The 14110-nt window shown below is 64.5% G+C and carries 16 protein-coding genes; 10 read left to right on the top strand and 6 right to left on the bottom strand.

Going from position 1 to position 14110, the window contains the following annotated elements:
- Nucleotides 1–50: 50 nt before the first annotated feature.
- From ACM43_RS15735 to ACM43_RS15725, 3 genes are all read left to right on the top strand, one after another.
- Nucleotides 51–1817, top strand: coding sequence for an SDR family oxidoreductase (locus tag ACM43_RS15735; protein ID WP_271541046.1), 1767 nt, complete (start codon nt 51–53; stop codon nt 1815–1817).
- Nucleotides 1818–1941: 124 nt separating this feature from the next.
- Nucleotides 1942–2160 (top strand): DUF6894 family protein, encoded by a 219-nt coding sequence (locus ACM43_RS15730; RefSeq protein WP_157282706.1) that lies wholly within the window; start codon nt 1942–1944, stop codon nt 2158–2160.
- A 14-nt stretch (nt 2161–2174) separates the two neighbouring features.
- The gene (locus ACM43_RS15725; protein ID WP_157282708.1) at nt 2175–2645 is read left to right on the top strand and encodes a metallophosphoesterase family protein; all 471 of its coding nucleotides are present in this window, start codon (nt 2175–2177) and stop codon (nt 2643–2645) included.
- Nucleotides 2646–2666: 21 nt separating this feature from the next.
- Here the strand turns inward: ACM43_RS15725 and ACM43_RS15720 are convergent, their stop codons facing one another.
- Nucleotides 2667–2855 carry a hypothetical protein gene (locus tag ACM43_RS15720; RefSeq protein WP_036023690.1) on the bottom strand — a complete coding sequence of 63 codons (189 nt, stop codon included), beginning with the start codon at nt 2853–2855 and terminating at the stop codon, nt 2667–2669.
- A gap of 200 nt (nt 2856–3055) precedes the next feature.
- Here ACM43_RS15720 and ACM43_RS15715 point away from each other — a divergent pair, with 200 nt between their 5' ends.
- On the top strand, nt 3056–3229 hold the full coding sequence (locus tag ACM43_RS15715) for a hypothetical protein (protein WP_192893250.1): 174 nt from the start codon (nt 3056–3058) through the stop codon (nt 3227–3229).
- A gap of 35 nt (nt 3230–3264) precedes the next feature.
- Nucleotides 3265–3621: a hypothetical protein gene (locus ACM43_RS15710; RefSeq protein ID WP_271541037.1), complete on the top strand. Its 357-nt coding sequence runs from the start codon at nt 3265–3267 to the stop codon at nt 3619–3621.
- A gap of 240 nt (nt 3622–3861) precedes the next feature.
- Here ACM43_RS15710 and ACM43_RS15705 read toward each other — a convergent pair whose 3' ends face one another.
- Entirely contained in the window at nt 3862–4077 is a 216-nt protein-coding gene (locus ACM43_RS15705; protein WP_271541036.1) for a hypothetical protein, read from the bottom strand.
- A 357-nt stretch (nt 4078–4434) separates the two neighbouring features.
- Between ACM43_RS15705 and ACM43_RS15700 the strand changes: the two genes are divergently transcribed.
- From ACM43_RS15700 to ACM43_RS15685, 4 genes are all read left to right on the top strand, one after another.
- A complete protein-coding gene (locus ACM43_RS15700; RefSeq protein ID WP_271541034.1) occupies nt 4435–4941 on the top strand; it encodes a DUF2243 domain-containing protein in 507 nt (168 codons plus the stop codon).
- On the top strand, nt 4913–5077 hold the full coding sequence (locus ACM43_RS15695; RefSeq protein ID WP_271541032.1) for a hypothetical protein: 165 nt from the start codon (nt 4913–4915) through the stop codon (nt 5075–5077). The genes ACM43_RS15700 and ACM43_RS15695 overlap by 29 nt, the downstream gene beginning before the upstream one ends.
- A gap of 142 nt (nt 5078–5219) precedes the next feature.
- Nucleotides 5220–5657: an NUDIX hydrolase gene (locus ACM43_RS15690; protein ID WP_271541030.1), complete on the top strand. Its 438-nt coding sequence runs from the start codon at nt 5220–5222 to the stop codon at nt 5655–5657.
- A 50-nt stretch (nt 5658–5707) separates the two neighbouring features.
- A complete protein-coding gene (locus tag ACM43_RS15685) occupies nt 5708–6604 on the top strand; it encodes an SIR2 family NAD-dependent protein deacylase (protein WP_271541028.1) in 897 nt (298 codons plus the stop codon).
- Between the two features lie 207 nt (nt 6605–6811).
- Here ACM43_RS15685 and ACM43_RS15680 read toward each other — a convergent pair whose 3' ends face one another.
- The 3 genes from ACM43_RS15680 to ACM43_RS15670 all read right to left on the bottom strand — a co-directional run bounded on the left by ACM43_RS15680 (nt 6812) and on the right by ACM43_RS15670 (nt 10532).
- Entirely contained in the window at nt 6812–7822 is a 1011-nt protein-coding gene (locus ACM43_RS15680) for a patatin-like phospholipase family protein (protein ID WP_271541026.1), read from the bottom strand.
- Between the two features lie 218 nt (nt 7823–8040).
- Nucleotides 8041–10278: a glycogen debranching protein GlgX gene (gene glgX, locus ACM43_RS15675; protein ID WP_271541024.1), complete on the bottom strand. Its 2238-nt coding sequence runs from the start codon at nt 10276–10278 to the stop codon at nt 8041–8043.
- A 20-nt stretch (nt 10279–10298) separates the two neighbouring features.
- Nucleotides 10299–10532 (bottom strand): DUF3606 domain-containing protein, encoded by a 234-nt coding sequence (locus ACM43_RS15670; protein ID WP_057029914.1) that lies wholly within the window; start codon nt 10530–10532, stop codon nt 10299–10301.
- A 189-nt stretch (nt 10533–10721) separates the two neighbouring features.
- Between ACM43_RS15670 and treZ the strand changes: the two genes are divergently transcribed.
- A complete protein-coding gene (gene treZ, locus ACM43_RS15665; protein WP_271541021.1) occupies nt 10722–12533 on the top strand; it encodes a malto-oligosyltrehalose trehalohydrolase in 1812 nt (603 codons plus the stop codon).
- Nucleotides 12534–12559: 26 nt separating this feature from the next.
- Here treZ and ACM43_RS15660 read toward each other — a convergent pair whose 3' ends face one another.
- Nucleotides 12560–13978 carry a cytosine permease gene (locus ACM43_RS15660; RefSeq protein WP_271541019.1) on the bottom strand — a complete coding sequence of 473 codons (1419 nt, stop codon included), beginning with the start codon at nt 13976–13978 and terminating at the stop codon, nt 12560–12562.
- Between the last annotated feature and the right edge of the window lie 132 nt (nt 13979–14110).

Genomic DNA, 14110 nt, shown 5'->3' with positions numbered 1-14110 from the left:
AGCGCCGCCCACGCGCTTTGGAGCAACGTCTTCGCGAGGGAAAGACGCTCATGCAAAGTTCCGACGCCGGTGTGTCGACCGCCAGCCTGTCGCGCGTGACAGACGATATCTGGATCGTGAACGACAAGCCGATCAGCGCCGCCGGCCTGCAACTGCCCGTGCGGATGACCGTGATCCGCCTGTCGAATGGCGACCTCGTGCTGCATTCGCCGGTGAGATATTCGCCGGCTCTGCGCCAGGAGCTGGAGCGGCTGGGCACGATCAGATGCCTGCTGGCGCCAAATATTGCGCACTGGATGTTCCTGCCTGAATGGCAGAGGCAGTTGCCGCAGGCAGCGGTCCTTGCCGCGCGCGGCCTTGCGGCGCGCGGGCAGGTGCGGGCGGCGGGCCTGCGTATCGATCGCGAGCTTGGGGATACGACGCCGGAGGAATGGGCCGCCGATCTCGAAACGGTGTCGGTGAATGCTCCGATGTTCTCGGAGATCGAGCTGTTCGACAGACGGAGCCGGACGCTGGTTCTGACCGATCTCGTGCAGAACCTCGATCCCGACCACCTCAGCGCCTCGAATGCGGCTGCGGCGAACCTGCTCGGCATTGCCAGGCCGGACGGGAAGGCCCCGGTCTATCTGCGGCTGCTGCTCCGCCTCGGCGGCCGTTCGGCGCGAGCTGCGGCCGAGCGGCTCGTGAAGCTGGCTCCGGAGCGGGTGATCTTTGCGCATGGTGACTGGTTCGAAACACAGGGAACGGCACGCCTGCGGCGATCCCTGCGCTGGCTGCTTCCGGCGAAGGTCTCGGGACGCGAGCACAGGCAGATGGTCGGCACGCGCGTCGTCATCACCGGCGCCTCCAGTGGAATCGGCCGCGCCGCGGCGCTGGCGTGTGCGCGCGAGGGCGCAAGCGTGGTCCTCGCCGCACGCCGCGGCGAGGTCTTGATGCGGCTTGCTGCCGAGTGCGAGGCGCTCGGAGGCCGCGCGCTGGCCGTGCCAACCGACGTCACTGACGCGGAGGCGGTGCAGCGTCTGGCCGGTGCGGCGGACGAGGCCTTCGGCGGCATCGACGTCTGGATCAACAACGCCGGCACGGGCGTGTTCGGGGCCTATCAGGACGCGGACATCGTGCTTCATCGCCGGACCATCGAGGTCAATCTGCTCGGCACCATGCATGGCGCGTTCGCGGTGCTTCCGATCTTCCTCCGCCAGAACCGCGGTGTCCTGATCAACAACATCTCGCTCGGCGGCTGGGCGCCGACGCCCTTTGCCGCAGCCTACACCGCCAGCAAGTTCGGCCTGCGCGGCTTCACCGCAAGCTTGCGTCAGGAGCTCCGGGCTCATCCCGACATTCACGTCTGTGGCGTCTTTCCGTCCATGGTCGATACGCCGGGCTTCGTCCACGGCGCCAACGTCTCCGGACGAAGGCTCGATCCTGGTCCGCTGCTTTATCAATCCGAAGATGTAGCCCAGACCCTCTTGAGCCTCGTCCGCGCGCCGCGTGACGAGATGGCCGTGGGGTGGCCGGCGCGCGCCGGGCAACTGGCCTATGCGATTGCCCCTGAGATCACCGAGAATATCATAGGAGCTGCATTCCGCTGGCTACTGTCGCGCGCGCGTCCCGCAGCAAGGAACGAAGGCACCTTGCTCGAAGCGGGTCCGCAGGGCACGTCCGTCGACGGCGGCTGGCTGGTGCGGAAGCAGGTTCCGCCGGCCGCTGTGCTCAGCAAGGGGCTCGTGGTGCTCGGGATCGCTGCCGGCCTGGCATTCGCGGCATCGAGGGCGGGCCGTTCCAGGCCCCGCGCGAGGACGCGGCGGCGCCGCGCGTGAGTCCGCGGCAATCTCGCGCCGAGGACCCGACGGCGATGCCCCCCGCCGGACCGCAGATGGCTCCGGCGCCGGAACGAAGCCCCGAAACCGCGCGTTCCTGCGGGAAACATCCGAGGACCAGACGTTGCCGCTCTATCATTTTGATTTGGTGGATTCTGAAACCGTAGCCGACGAGGGAGGTGCCGATTTGCCGGACGACATCAAGGCTCTGGATGTCGCCGAAGAGATTGCGCGGCGCCTGCTCGAGGAGCGTCCCGAGCTCAAGGGCCGCCACTTCTCGATCCTCGTCACGAACGAGGATGGTGAGGAAATCGGCCGGATGCCGCTGGATGTAGTGCACTGAAGCCGTGATCTGACATGACGTTCACGATTGGGGTGATCGCCGACACGCATGGACTGCTGAGGCCCGAGGCGGAGCGCTGCCTCGCCGGCGTCTCGCACATCATCCACGCCGGCGACATCGGCGCCCAGGCGGTGATGGACGGGCTTTGCCGCATCGCACCCGTCACCGCGATCAGGGGAAATGTCGACCGGGGCACGTGGGCTGAACGCTTTCCCGAAACACAAACGCTGCGCCTCGGCGGCCGCAGCTTCCACGTCCTGCACGACCTCAACGAGCTGACGATCGATCCTGCCGAGCTCGAAATCGACGTCGTGGTCTCAGGGCATTCCCACCGCGCGCGGATCGAAACCGTCAACGGCGTGCTTTATCTGAATCCAGGCAGCGCAGGGAAGCGACGCTTCAAGCTGCCGATTACGCTGGCAACGCTGGAGCTCGATTCCGGCGGGCCGCTGCGGCCCGTCATTCATGATCTCGACAGGATCTGACGCTAGGCCGGCGACCGCCGCCTAGTGCGTCTTCGATTTCTGCCACCGCTCCAGATCCAGCGGCGGCCGTTCCGGATCGATCTGTTCCTTCTCGGGATTGCCTTGCCAGGGCTTGTTCGTCTGCCGGTGCGTCGGCATATCGGTCTTCCGGCGTGGATCGTCGAGCGGTGTCTCTCGCGGATCGGTTTCAGGTTCAGTCGCCTTTGGCATGTGTTTCCCCGTCGAGTGTTTCCCCGTCGAGTGTTTCCCTGTCGAGCTCGCAGGATGGCGCTGCGGCAGCACCCTCTGATCAACCCGGGACGCAGCGCGGTGTTCCCTGTCTCGCGCTGCGGCGATCGGCGCAGGAACGACCCCTGCGACAACTCATTGTTCTATTTCGACATTGCGAACCATCGACACAGGAGCAGCACATGTCAAAGATGCCTCCAGTCCCCGAAGAACAGCGGAGCAACAAGGGACCCGGTTCCGATCCGGCCGTCGAGCCGACAGAACGGGAGCCGGGCCGCGAGAATTTCGATACCCAGGGCCGCCACGGCAACATCAAGCAGAACACGACCAACCAGGGCTACCAGCAGGATCGATGATGCTCGACCTCAACATATGCACCAAGAGACAGTCGATGAGCAGGACAGGTCTGGTGCTGCTCGCCGTGCTGGCGACCGCCTCCGCCGGAGCGGCATTCGGGCAGGGAGGTGGCGGCGGGGGAGGAAGCGCCGGTGGCGGGGCGGCCGGGAGCACGTCGTCGGCGCCCGGGACCAACTCGGCCGGGACAGCGCAATCGAGCGGCGGCGCAGGCCCACGGGGATCGACGACGGTCGGGCGACCTGGCAATCCTGCAGGCGGCTCAAATGTCGGACGCATCGACGGGACGGTCACGTCCGGACCCTCGCTGCAGGGCGACGACCAGATTCGCTCGGAGAGCTCCCGCGATTCCGAGGCGGATCGAAAGATCAAAGGCATCTGCAGGGGATGCTGAGCCCATGATGCTGCCCCCTTGATCAGCAGGGCAATCGCATTTGAGATTTTCCCTGCGGCCATCCTTCGAGGCGCCCGCTTGAGGCGGGCTCCTCAGGATGAGGTCGGTGCGCGGCAACAGTTTCAACGGGCACTGACACCGATTAGCCTGATCCTGAGGAGGCGCGTCAGCGCCGTCTCGAAGGACGAGGCGTGCGCGCAGTCCGCCGCCACAAGTCATATGCGATTGCCCTGCCTCTGATCAGGACGCCGGCTTGACCGGCGTCCAGTCCAGGTCCGCATCATCGCGAGGCTCGGGGTCGGCCGGGCAAGGCCTGACCTTCAACTCGTCCTCGAGCACCACCTCGCCCTCGGCATGCTCGACCAACCCCGCCTCATCGGCTTTCTCCAGCGCTTCCTCCTTGGTCGGAAACGTGCGGCTCATCTTGTCTCCGTCCTTGAACAGGGCGTATGCCATGATCGCCTCTCTGGCTTCCGTCGCTACGCACTATGCGATTTCCCTGAGGTTACTCAGGGTCGGCAATCCGAGGCCACCCAAAGCAAGCAAGAACGATCTTCTCGGCATGTGCATCTCCAACATGTGAGCGACAGACGAGCGTGATATCGAACGTTCCTATCGGGAATGAAGCCGATAACCAATCGCGCACGCGTGCCGACGAATGCCTGGCTCGCCTTAACGCATGTTAGTCCCGATGAATTGGCACGATCGATCGCAAGCTCGATCCCAGTGAGATGCTGATCGCCATAGGAACGTGCGCGTGTGGCATGGCTTGATTCCGCATCGGAAGTGCCGAGCCGCGCACGAGTTCACCACATGCAAGACAGACAAAGCAATTTCCCGACGTCCGCAGGCGTCCTTCTCGGACTTGGCCTCGGCGCATTCTTCGACGGCATCGTCTTTCATCAGCTGCTGCAATGGCATCATATGTTAAGCGGCTGGTATCCGCTCAATTCCATCGAGAACATCACCCTCAATACGACTTGGGACGGCATCTTTCACAGTACCGCCTACGTCCTAGTGCTCGCCGGGCTTTTTCTGCTGTGGCAGCGGACACGCCGAAGCGCGCCGCGGTGGTCCGGCTCGCAGTGTTTCGGGACGATCCTGATCGGGTGGGGCATCTTCAATCTCGCTGAAGGCGTGGTCGATCACCAGATCCTGAGATTGCATCAGGTGAACGAGACCGTGCCCGACGGCCAGCGCATTTTCTGGGATATCGGCTTCCTGCTGTGGGGGGCTGCGATGATCTTCATGGGCGTTGCCATGGCACGCGTGGGGGCGCAGGAGGGAGTGCATGCGAAAGGCAGCCTACAGGGTCGTTAGAAACACGCCGCCGGCTCTGGTCTACGTGATCTTTCTGCTGCTGCTCGTGCTCGCAACGGCACCAGCGTTTCGACCAGTGCTGTTCGGCCTCTCCATCGACGATCTCTTGCAGTTGCGCTGTTTTTCGCCGGTCTGAGCGCGGAGGTGACCATGGTGGAGTTCAGGCTTCCTAGAAATTCCCGCGCCCCCACGCGAGGCGCCACCTCGCGAGGCGCCACTTCGCAAAAAGGAACCATGGCTGCGGCGCTCGCTTATCAGACGCGAGTTGGAGGCGCCTGATGGGAAAGAAGCAATTTGCCGCTCTGCCGTTTCGTCTGGACAAGTCGGAGCTGCGGGTGATGCTGATCACGACCAGGCGCAAGCGCAGGTGGAGCGTCCCAAAGGGATCGCCGATGCGCAACAAGGAGCCGCACCTGACGGCTGCGTTCGAAGCCTATGAGGAGGCGGGCCTGGTCGGTATCGTGGCCACGCGCGCACTGGGCAGCTTCAAGCATCGCAAGCGAAAAGGTGATCGCAAGCGGACCATGAGCGTTGCCGTCTTCCCCATGAAGGTGCACGGGCGGGAGCGCTGGTGGCCCGAGAAGGGCGAGCGGGAGGCGATCTGGGTCTCGCCGAAGACGGCGGCGCGCCTGGTGCACAAGGCGCAGCTCCGGCGCCTGATCGCCCGGTTCGCGGCGCAGACGGCGCGCGAGACATCCTCGCCGCTCGGCCGGTGAGGGGTGGTCCGGGATTAGGAACGCGTCGCGCGCCCGATCATTCAAGGTTGATGGACCAACAAACCACGGGGCTCATATCGGAGGAGCGGCCGCCTCACGACATCCTGGCAGCGGCGATCGAGCGACGCCGCGCTGTCCTGTTTGTGGGCGCCGGTGTCTCGATGGCCGTCGGCCTGCCGTCCTGGCAGTCCCTGATCGATCATCTCCTTGACGATCTCGGCCTCGATCGCAACGTCATCGATGGAATGCATGGCGGCTATCAGATGCTCGCGGAATATTATCGGATCAAGCGCGGCGGGATCGGCCCGCTGCGCAGCTGGCTCGACCGCAATTGGCGTGTCGACCCTGAGAAGATCGCCGCTTCAGAGCTGCACCGGATGATCGTCGAGCTGGACTTTCCGGTCATCTACACCACCAATTACGACCGCAATCTCGAAACCGCGTTCGACGTGCTGAACAAGCCCTTTGCGAAGATCAGCAACGCGAAGGAGATCGCGAGCGCTCGTGCCGGTGTCACCCACATCATCAAATTCCACGGCGACTTCGACGACGATGCTTCGCTGGTTCTGACCGAGACCGACTTTCTCAACCGGCTCGCCTTCAATTCCCCGCTCGATATCCGCTTTCGCGCCGATGCGCTGGGCAGCACGCTGCTCTTCGTCGGATACAGCATGTCCGACCCGAACATTCGGCTGTTGCTGCACCGGATCTGGCAGATCTGGGACGAGTCCGGGCACAGCCAGGACCGGCCGAGATCCTTCGTGTTCGTCGCGCAGCGCAATCCGGTGCAGGAGGCCGTGCTCGCGAACTGGGGCATAACCACGATCGCCCCGCCCGACGGCATGGCTGCCGATGACGGTCTCAGGCGGTTGCTGCGCGACATTCGCGAGCGGCGTGACGGCAGGACAGCGCCTAGCTCGGGTCCCGACACCGAGAGACATCGTTAAAGCGTGATGAGATCAGGTTTGATTACGACAAGGTAAGTGCACTCCCTCTCCCGCTTGCGGGAGAGGGCTGGGGAGAGGGTGTTTCCGCAATGGGATGGCCGCCTAGAGGAGAACGCCCTCACCCGCGCCTTCGGCGCGACCTCTCCCGCAAGCGGGAGAGGTTGCACCGAGCCCGTGGCAATCGATTCAACCTAAAGCCATTCCGCTTTAGGGCCGCCGCACGCTGCAGATCTCGTTCGGGGCTGGAGTGAGGCTTGCGGCATATTGCATGTCCAGAAAGCCGGCGCGCCAGCGCTGCGCCATGGCCGTCTCCGACAGGTCGAAGGATTTTTCCGGCCCGGCTTCCTCGCGGCCCGGGCGGTAGCTCAGGAGATAGACCTCGTCGTCGTAGTGGAGGTCCTGAAGCTCGGCGCGAAGCTGACGGGCCTCCAGCGCGTAGCCAAGGCGCTGGAAGGTCTGGTTGCCGAAGGTCAGGTCGCTCTTGCGCTCGGAGGCGGCCTCGAGTCCGTTAGGGACCTTGCCATCACGGGGAAACAGATCGATCACATAGAGGCGGAGCGGGCCTGCAGTCTCCAGGATCGGATCGAACGGTGCGTTCAGCGAGAACCCGCCGTCGCAAAGCCAGCGGCCGGCGATCTGCACCGGAGCGAATTCGGGGAGATACCCGCAGCTGGCCAGGATATGGTCCATCTCGATCCGCTCCGACGCGGAGTCGAAGAACACGGCATCGCCGCTCTCGACGTCCGTGGCGCAGATCGTGATCCGCAGATCGCCGCCGTTCAGACGTCCGAAATCGATCAAGCGCTGCAGGCGTTGCCGGGTCGGGCCGAGATCGTAGAGGCCGCCGTAGTGAGACGCCGGAATGGGGAGGCGGGGGTGGAAGAAACCGTAATGACCAAGCACGCGCGTATTGATCGAGCTCAGCCACGCGAAGGTATGGCGGCCCGCGTTCGGCACGTCGGATGGACTGCTTGGTGCATGCCAATAGCTGCGTAAATTTCGCAGCCGATCGTCGCGCGGGCTCCCCGCGATCAGCGCGGCCGTGATGGCCCCGGCCGACGAACCGGTCACCCAGTCGATCGGCAGCCGAAGAGAGGTGAGTGCTTCGAACACACCACCATGATAGGCGCCGAGGCCGAGACCGCCGGAGAACGCGATGGCGGTGAGAGGACGCTCGGCTGCGGATACGCCGCCTGGCTCAGCTGCACGGTCGGTCAAGACGGGCGCCAGTTGCCGGTCAGGTGGTCGCGCCGATCACCGGTACCTCCTGCAATGGCGCGCACGGCCGTAGCGGAGATTGATCGCGGGAGCGGCGGCGAGCAATCGACATTCATTTCAAAGCTCCAATGCCGACAATGAACGCGGCTCTTGATGCGGTGTTCCAAGGGCTTCGAACGACACGCATCCAAAACAATCTCCGAGCCTCGGCAACGCGGCTACTCGGGCAGAGGCGTATCGGCGATGTCCAGCAGCGCGCCGAGGCCTTGGCGGAGGCGCCGCGTCGCGATGCTGTCGTTGGCAAGGCCGAACACCACGAGCGAGCGCGCGGTCACCGCGTAAGCATGCCCGAACTCGAACTCGGCCATCGGTGCGTCGGGCCGATTGGTATCGATCAAACCCAGCCAGCTGTGTCCTTCGGTGACCTCCGGCAGGGTGAAGTTCACGACGTCGTGGTGCGCGTTGTAGACCAGCAGCATGGTCGCGTCCGAGCCGCGCCGCTTGATCCCGGTCTCCTGCGCGCGGCCGTCGAGCAGCATGCCGAAGCATTTGGCGTTGCCGTCCTGCCATTGCTCCATCGTCATCTCCTCGCCGGACGGCGACAGCCAGGTGACATCCTTGACGTCGAGCTCCTCGTTGTGCGAGCCGACCAGGAAGCGGCTGCGATATAGGATCGGAAACGCCTTGCGGGTGGCGATCAGCTTGCGCACGAACTCGCGCAGGCTGCGGCCGTTCGCGGTGATGCCCATCCAATTGAGCCAGGTGGTCTCGTTGTCCTGGGCGTAAGCGTTGTTGTTGCCGTTCTGGGTGTGCCCGAACTCGTCGCCTGCGAGCAGCATCGGCGTGCCGTGGGACAGCAGCATCGTCGCCAGCAGATTCCGCTTCTGGCGCTCACGCAAGGCGGTGATCTCGGGGTCGTTGGTCGGCCCTTCGGCGCCGCAATTCCAGGAATGGTTGTTGCTGTGACCGTCGCGATTGTCCTCGCCATTCGCCTCGTTGTGCTTGTCGTTGTAGGAGACGAGATCGTTGAGGTTGAAGCCGTCATGCGCGGTGACGAAATTGACGCTGGCCCAGGGCCGGCGTCCGCGCTTGTTGAAGAGGTCGCCGGAGCCCGAGACACGCTTGGCGAAGTCGGCCAGCGTCCCCGGATCGCCCTTCCAGAAGGCGCGCACCGTGTCCCTGAACTTGTCGTTCCACTCGGCCCAGCCCGGCGGGAACTGACCGACCTGGTAGCCACCGGGCCCGATGTCCCAGGGTTCTGCGATCAACTTGACGCTGGAGAGCACGGGATCCTGGCGGCAGGCGTCGAGGAAGCCGCCGCCTTCATCGAAGCCATAGGGTTCGCGCGCCAGGATGGTGGCGAGATCGAAACGGAAGCCGTCGACCCGCATCTCGGTCGCCCAGTAGCGCAAGGAATCGGCGACGAGTTGCAGCACACGCTGATGCGAAAGATTGACGGTGTTTCCGGTGCCGGTGTCGTTGATGTAGTAGCGCTTCTCGTCCGGCAGCAGGCGGTAATAGCTGGCATTGTCGATGCCCTTGAACGACAGGGTCGGGCCGAGCTCGTTGCCTTCGGCGGTGTGATTGTAGACGACGTCAAGAATGACCTCGATGCCATGGGCGTGAAACTGGTTGACCATGGCCTTGAATTCGTTGGCCGACGTCGCCTTCAGATAACGCGGCTCCGGCGCGAAGAAGGCAATGGAGTTGTAGCCCCAGTAATTGCGCAGGCCTTTCTCGACCAGATAGCTGTCGTCGACGAAGGCATGGATCGGCAATAGCTCGGCGCTGGTGATGCCGAGCGAGCGCAAGTAGGCCGGGATTTCCGAATGTGCGAGGCCCGAGAACGTGCCGCGGTCGGCTTCCGGCACCAGCGGATGCAGCTGGGTGAAGCCCTTGACGTGCATCTCGTAGACGATCGTGCGCTCCCACGGCACTTCCGGCTTGCGCGCCACGCCCCAGGTGAAGGCGGGATCGATGACGCGGCATTTTTGCATCAAGGGCGCGCTATCGCGCTCGTCATAGGACAGGTCCTTGTCGGCGTGGTCGAGCCGATAGCCGAACAGCTCCGGCCCCCAGCGGAGCTGGCCGACCAGCTGCCTGGCATAGGGATCGAGCACGAGCTTGTTGGGATTGAAGCGGTGGCCGGCGTCGGGTTGGTAAGGACCATGGACGCGATAGCCGTAGACGGTGCCGGGGCGAGCGGAGGGCAGATAGCCGTGCCAGACCTCGTCGGTATATTCGGGCAGCTCGATGCGCTCGAGCTCGGCTTCGCCGGTATCGTCGAACAGGCAGAGCTCGACCTTGGTGGCGTGGGCGGAGAACAGAGCGAAATTGACGCCGAGCCCATCCCAGGTGGCGCCGAGCGGGAAAGGTCTGCCTTCGGTGATCCGGGTGCGGCGCAGGCGTGAGGCCGTCCGCGTCAGGGCCTCGTCCGAATGTGCTGGCTGGTCCATCTCTGCCCCCGAGTTGCCCGTCAGGATGTCGGCGCAGTCGCGGTAATGGGCTCCACGTCGGCCGGCTTAGACGGCGCGTTGGCTTTTTGCAGAGCCGCCTCCTTGCTGATGGCCGGAATGGAGTTGCCGATCCGCCCGACGATCGCGATCAGCTCAGCGTCCGAAAGTCCGAGCCGTTTCTTGACGAGGCGCACCTGGGCGCGGTCGGTCAGGTCGAGCTTGTTGCGGATCAGTTGCGGCTTCGGGCGGCGCATGGCCACGGCTCCTGTCTGGGGTGGTAACCGCCGCGCTGCTGATTCCGTTCCCGTTGCGCTGCAAATGTCCGGCGTCGGCGCCGTGGAGGAACGAACGCACACGGCTCCGCTTTGTCGCTCCGACGCGCGCAATTGCATGCCGAGGTGGGCATGCCGCGAAAGGGGATGGGCTTGAGTCAAAGACTGGGAATGGCCGAGCAAAGTCGGCGCCATGGTCCTCAGATCGTCGATCATGGGGTCTCGTTCAACCTGTGGGCGCCGACGGCGCGATCGGTCGAGCTGCTCGAAATCGGCCAGCCGCCACGGAAGATGCCGCGCGATGCGGACGGCTGGTATCAGCTGTTGAGCCAAACTGCGCGCGCCGGCACGCGCTATCAGTTCAGGATCAACCAAGACCTCGTCGTGCCCGATCCCGCCTCATGCTTCCAGCCGGACGACGTCGGCGCGCCGAGCGAGGTGGTCGATACGGCCGCGTTGAGGGACCCGGTGCTCTATCCGGGCCGTCCCTGGGCGGAAGCGGTGATCTACGAGCTGCATGTCGGCACCTTCAGCGAAGAGGGGACCTATGCCGGCGTCGAGAAGAAGCTGCCTTATCTCCGCGATCTCGGCATCACCGCCATCGAGCTGATGCCGCTCAACGACGTGCCCGGGCGGCACAATTGGGGCTACGACGGCGTGCTCCTGAACGCGCCGAATGCCCGCTACGGCCGGCCGGAGGATCTCAAGCGGCTGCTGCGGGCCGCGCACGCCCTCGACATCATGGTCTATCTCGACGTCGTCTATAACCATTTCGGGCCGCAGCTGAACTATCTGCATCTCTATGCGGAGAACTTCTTCAACCCGCGCCACACCACCGGCTGGGGGCCCGCTGTCAACCTCGAAGGAGCCGACGGCGCGTTCGTGCGCGGGTTTCTGATCGAGAATGCCCTGATGTGGCTACGCGATTATGGGTTCGACGGCCTGCGCTTCGATGCCGTTCATGCGCTGAAGGACGACTCGAAACGTCATTTCCTGGTCGAGCTCGCCGAGACCCTGCGCAGCCAGCTGGCGGGCCGGCGCATCCATCTGATGCTGGAGAACGAGGCCAATCAGGCGCACCTGCTCGCGCGTTCGCAGGGACGAGCGACGTACTACGATGCGCAATGGGGCGACGACTTCCACAACGCGCTCCATGTCCTGCTCACGGGCGAGGACGAAGGTTATTACCGGGCGTTTGCGGACAAGCCGCTCGAGCATTTGGCGCGATCCCTGACCGAGGGCTTTGCCTATCAGGGCGAGGTGTTTCCCCTGCACGAGGCGCCGCGCGGCGAGCCGAGTGCTCATCTGCCGCCCGAAGCGACCATCTTCTTTGCCCAGAATCACGACCAGGTCGGCAACCGCGCCTTGGGGGAACGTCTGTCCCGGCTGGTCGGTCCGGACAAGCTGGAGCTGGCCCTCGCACTGGTTCTGCTCAGCCCGCATATTCCAATGCTGTTCATGGGCGAGGAAGCGGCAGCCGAAACGCCCTTCCTGTTCTTCGCCGACTGGACCGGCGAAGCCGCCGAACTGACACGGGAAGGCCGCCGCAAGGAGTTTTCGCACTTCAAGGCGTTCGCGACGCCCGAAACGCGCGCCGGGATCCCGGACCCGTGCGACGAAAGAACCTTCCGCGCCTCCAAGCTGGACTGGACCAGCATTGAGCAATCGCCTTCCGGCACCAGGTTCCGGGCATTGACGACGCAGCTATTGAAGATGCGGCATGAGAAGATCGTGCCGCTCATCAAACGCGGGTTCGTCTCGGCGCAGCGACAATTGCTCGGCGCGGATCCTCGGATGGGCGGCGTGGATGTGCGCTGGCAGACGGAGCAGGGCGACGTTCTGCAGATCGTCGCCAATTTCGCCGACCACGAACTGCCGATGCCGTCGCTGGTCGACGGCGAGAGCCTGTGGCGATTGCGCCGTCATGCCGCCGGAGCACTTGGGCCCGGCGATATGATCGTGCGGCTTGGCCGCACGCGCTGACGCGAGACGAGGTCAGCGCTCTCAGGCTAACTGCCGGCACGGCTCGCGACGGCCGGTGAGGGCGAGGTCGCGAACTTGCCGAGCCCGAGGTAGACGAGGCCCGCCACGCCGATTCCGAACAACCAGCTCAGATCGGCGCCGCCGAGCAGATAGATCGAGATCGGCCCCTGCAGCGCGCTGACGAGGCCGTCCTGCACCAGCCATCCGGCAACGAGGCCGGCGAAGAACGCGATCATGCCGGCCCAGTTGATGTCGCCATAGGCGCTGCTCTCCGGCGAGCGATAGAGCTCGGCCACCTCGATCTTGCCCTTGCGCTTGATGAAGAAGTCGGCGAGCACCACGCCGGCCCACGGGCTCATCCACAACAGCAGGCTGATCATCCAATGGTCGAATGCCTTCGCGAACGACGGCGCGAAGATGAAGTAGAGGGTGACCAGATAGCCGGCGACGCCCACGATGACGGTGAGCCAGAAGCGCGAGAGTTTCAGCCCGGCGCTTAAGGCCGCCAGCGCCGCCGAATAGACGTTGAGGATGTTGGTGGCGATCGGGCCGTGCAGCACCATCAGGAGGACAAGGATGCTGACGGGACCGCCGAACACCGCGCTCACCATCTTGGCGGGGTCCGTGTCCAGCGTCGTCGAGGCAATGGTCGCGCCGAGAATGCCGAGCCAGACCGTCGGCACGAACATGCCGACATAGCTGTACCAGAACACGGCTTTCGACGGCGTGGAGCGCGGCACGAAGCGCGAATAGTCGGAGGCCCAGGTGACCCAGGAAATGCCCCAGCCGACGCCGATTGCGGTCATCAGCATCGTCAGCATCGCCAGATGCGCGCCTGGCGGCAGCGAGGTGGTCAGGTTCCAGTTGACGACGCCGGGCCGCGTCCAGGCCAGCACGCTCATCAGCACCATGATGGCGATGGTCGGCGGCACCGTGTACTTCTCGAAGGTGCGGATCGCGTAGAAGCCGTAGACGCCGATCATCACCTGCACCGCCATCACCAGCGTGATGACGATCATCTCGACCAGCCAGGTGTCGGGCACGCCGAACTGGCCGAGGATGCCCATCGAGACCTTGACCGGGAAATAGGTGTTCACGCCGATCCAGCCCAGCGTCATCAGGAACATCAGGATGCTCGGCAGATAGGCGCCACGGACGCCGAAGGCGGACCGGCTCAGCACCATCTGGTTGACGCCGGTCTTGTGCCCCATCACCGTGAAGGTCGCGAAGATCGCGCAGCCCACGATGTTGCCGAGCACGATGACTGCGATCGTCTCCATCAGGCCGAGCTTGAGGATGATGCCGAGCGCGCCGAGCGCCCAATTCACCGGCGCGATGTTGGCGCCGGCCCAGATCCACATCTGCTGCGGCCCGGAGGAGTCCCGGTCCGCGTCGGGAATTGGCTCGATGCTGTGAATATCAGCGCGAAGTTCGGAATCCGTCATGACATCCCCCAATACGAAGCACGCTTCGCATCATCGCAGCATAAATCGTGCCATGGGTCGCGGAGCGGCCGGGCAGGGTGCGTTTCGATGCCGGACGCAGCGAGGCTCGCCTCGGATGCAATTGCGTTTTCG

Source organism: Bradyrhizobium sp. CCBAU 45321 (assembly GCF_028128975.1).
GTDB lineage: Bacteria > Pseudomonadota > Alphaproteobacteria > Rhizobiales > Xanthobacteraceae > Bradyrhizobium > Bradyrhizobium yuanmingense.
The sequence above is the reverse complement of the archived record's forward strand: the minus strand, read 5'-3'. Positions and strand labels throughout refer to the sequence as shown.